Origin of the sequence: Mesotoga sp. UBA5557 (assembly GCF_002425715.1) — a bacterium.
Classification (GTDB): domain Bacteria; phylum Thermotogota; class Thermotogae; order Petrotogales; family Kosmotogaceae; genus Mesotoga.
The window spans coordinates 1-3,506 of record NZ_DIMV01000010.1; the positions used below are offsets into that span (position 1 = coordinate 1).

General features: G+C 42.3%; 2 protein-coding genes. One reads left to right on the plus strand and one right to left on the minus strand.

Annotated features, from left to right (window positions below):
- Window positions 1–439 precede the first annotated feature (439 nt).
- Complete coding sequence (locus B3157_RS00795; protein ID WP_292588088.1) at window positions 440–1,654, minus strand: cation diffusion facilitator family transporter; 1,215 nt, start codon at window positions 1,652–1,654, stop codon at window positions 440–442.
- A 297-nt stretch (window positions 1,655–1,951) separates the two neighbouring features.
- On the opposite strand from B3157_RS00795, the gene B3157_RS00800 reads away from it, so the two are divergent.
- Entirely contained in the window at window positions 1,952–3,103 is a 1,152-nt protein-coding gene (locus tag B3157_RS00800; RefSeq protein WP_292588090.1) for an SLC13 family permease, read from the plus strand.
- The last annotated feature ends 403 nt before the right edge of the window (window positions 3,104–3,506 follow it).

Here is a 3,506-nt window from a genome sequence, read left to right on the forward strand (position 1 = left end):
ATCGTTGTGTTGCTGCGTGTTTTCCTGGTCGTTCTGTTTTGTAATGTCGCCATCGTTATCTCTGGATAAAGGCGGTTCTTCTACAGTACTCTTGTCAGTGATCCTCCGAATCCAACCATTTCCATCTGGTTCTCTTTATGTCTCCTCAGAAACATCTTCGTCATCACCTCGGTGCAAGCTTTTTGAGTCTATACCTTGTTTCCCCTTGCACCATTATACCACATTATTTGCCTGTACTTCACTATTCATGCGCTTTGTGTGCTTTTTCAGGAAGCCCTATTTATCTACAGAGATAATCATACGAACGCTTAACTAATTCTTAATCTACGCTTTACTTCGATGATCATGCATATAGTGCCGGATGATTAGTTGACGAGAGATATAACTGCTCTAGCAGTAGACTTTGAGAAGATGTTGATCAGTTCCTACAAAGTGGCAATCACGTACGGGTAGATTTCAATTCGGTGGAACCTTTTTCTGTAAGCTTTAGATATCCATTGGACTCAGTTATTAGCATCTCTTTATCTAGAGCCTCCAGAGCGGTCTTAACTATCGATTCGTCAGAATGTGAATCGGAAATTCCCAAGGCTCTAAGGGGTTCTATATCTTGATAAACCATAGATGCCTTTGCTTCGCACTCGAGCTGATCGCGAGTCTGTATCTTCCCTTGATCGATCATGAAAAGGAACCAGCGCTTTAGCTGCTTCGCTCTGAACTTGTTGAAGAGAGAAAAGCCATATCTTTCGAAGTCGATGGCGTCTCCTCTGGCAGATCTTATAAGATCTATCAGTAACTCTGCCGCCCCTTTGAGAATCAGAATGGAAACAATTAACCCTACAATCGCGTCAGCGTAGGGAATCCTCATGAGAGATGCGATGAGGCCAATTGCTACGCTCAAAGCTACAAGAACATGATTTCTTGAATCCGCCGACTGGGTAATCAGCGGGAAGGATCGATTCTTAAGACCTGAGTACTTCTGATAGAACCACAAGAGAGCGCAGACTATTCCCGAAATTGCCACTGCAGTAAAAGTAAGGAGATCGGGAGAAGGGATCTCACCGGAAATGAATCTGAACAGAGCCTCTATCAATGAAAAGACACCAGTTACTCCCATAAATAATAGAAGAATGAGGCTGACCAGATGTTCATGGTTTTTCTTCACTCCCCAGTACACCAAGATACTTGAGATTCCGTCCAAAAGAGTGTCGAATGAATCATTGAGAAGGCCGACACTGCCTGAAATAATAGCGGCAGGAAGTTTCAAGGCAGCAAGGATGAAGTGAACGATTATCGTTACTCTCGAGACTGTTTCGGCTCTTGTTGCTTTTTCCAGAAGTCTGCCGCTATTCTGAAGTTCGGCGAGCATCTTCCTTGCCTCAGACTCTCCCCTTTCTGTCAGTTCAAATTTGTTGCCGTCCTGAATAAGCCAGCCATCCTCTTTCATGTCTTCTATAGCCGAATCTAGAAATGAATCTAGATCCCTGGTTTCGTGCATCCTCTTGCCATAGGGGAAGACCTCGAAGAAAATGCCGAACCTTCTCCCCATCACTGAGAAGTACTCTTTCAGTAATTCCTTCGTATTACAGCCTCTGAGAACCGCAGCGGCCACATTCCATTCATGTCCATAATGTCTAGAATGAATTCTTCGTGCCAAACGTCTTACCCTCCGGGAAAAAAACAAATTCTCTCTAACTCATTCTTAGCTCAATAAACGCGATCGACCCCTTTGAGTATATTACACATTGAAGCCTTATCGTATTCAATTACTGGAAGTTATATTTTCAGAGATTTTCGACATTTGTGGATACCATATGGGGAGTAGCGAATCGAAAGAAACCCGAAGTACTTTGATTTGAATAAATGCAGTTACCTGTATTTAGCATGAAATGCTTCATCTGATCGCTTCTTTGGTGATATTATCTCCCCTGGTGATGATCGGAGGTCATTCTCAGTGCCCAATATTTCAGGAGCTATTTATAAGACTATATTGAACAAGCGGTTTATTAAGAGACATCTCGTGAAGGAGATGATGTTCTGGATATCTCTGCTGTTGGCTTTGATCACATCAATAATTATTCCACCTCGTATTGAAAGCATTGACTGGCGAGTAATTGCCGAGCTCTTAAGCCTCATGATAGTTGTTCAGGCTCTTAAGGAATACAGGGTTCTGGAGAAGATAGCCACTATATCGCTTTCCAATCTAAGAAGCTCCAGAAGCATTGGATCAGTAATTGTTGTTCTTACGGCTTTTATGGGCGCCTTGATTACCAATGACGTTGCCCTTATCGCACTCGTTCCACTCACAATGATAATAGCCGAAAAGGCGAAATTCGATCCGATGTGGATTGTTATTATTCAGAGTCAGGCTGCTAATCTTGGCAGCGCGCTGACGCCGATAGGAAATCCGCAGAATCTCTTTCTTTTCGAAGAATACAAGATTGGTATCCTGGAATTCTCGAGGCTAATGTTTCCATTTGTTGTTTTCGGAATATGCTGGACTCTCGTGATGAATCTTTTGAACTCCAAGAGAAAAATTGCTTTCGATGTTCCATCTTCGGAGATCCGTGAACCTCAAAAGCTTGGTATTTTCATTGGGTGCTTTCTTGTTGTTATGCTTTCAGTATTCAGAATCATCGACTTCAGAGTAGGACTTGTACTCACTGTGGTAGTTACAATAATTCTTGAAAGAAGGTTCTTTCAAAAGATTGACTACTTCTTGCTGGGTACTTTCTTGCTGTTCTTTGTCTTTATAGACAACATCTCCAGAATGGATATAATAGCCACGCTGATGAAGTCTGCAACAAATGGTGAAATAAGGACAATGACCAGCTCCGCTCTTATATCTCAGTTTATCAGCAACGTGCCAACCGCAATCCTTTTTTCGTCGTTTACCGAGAGCTACAAAGGCCTTCTTCTGGGCGTAAACATTGGAGGTAGCGGCACCATCATAGCCTCTCTAGCTAATCTGATCGCTTATAGAATCTACGTTAAGGAGAGGGGTCAAAACTTGAAGTATCTCACCATCTTCATGGCTTCAAGCGCGATAACACTTCTGCTAAGTATTGTTTTCGGTTACATGCAACTAAGAGTTCAAGGTTTTTAGGAGTTTGGTATGGAAAGCCCTGTAGTATGCCACCCGGACTGCTTAGCAATATGTGTTTCGGAAATGATCATACGACCGGTCTCTGTGTCATCATATAGACGCAGATTCTCGTATGTTGAAGCGTCAAAATATCGGTTTAGCATTGGAATTTTCAAACAAAACCGACTCTTGTGAAAGCACAAATTATGCAGTTCTTGCGAATACTCTTAACTAGTTAGCTGGCTTATGAGCTCGGGAGGAAGCCAAACAAAACAATTCAGACGACCATTTTCTTTCAAAGTATGAATCTCTCCAAGAAGAATTCCGTGCCGTGAGATTGGCTTAATGAAACGGACTTAAGTAGGTTAATTCACTTACATTGGACCCGGCGGGTCTTTGTATTACTCTTGAGTTTATCACTTAA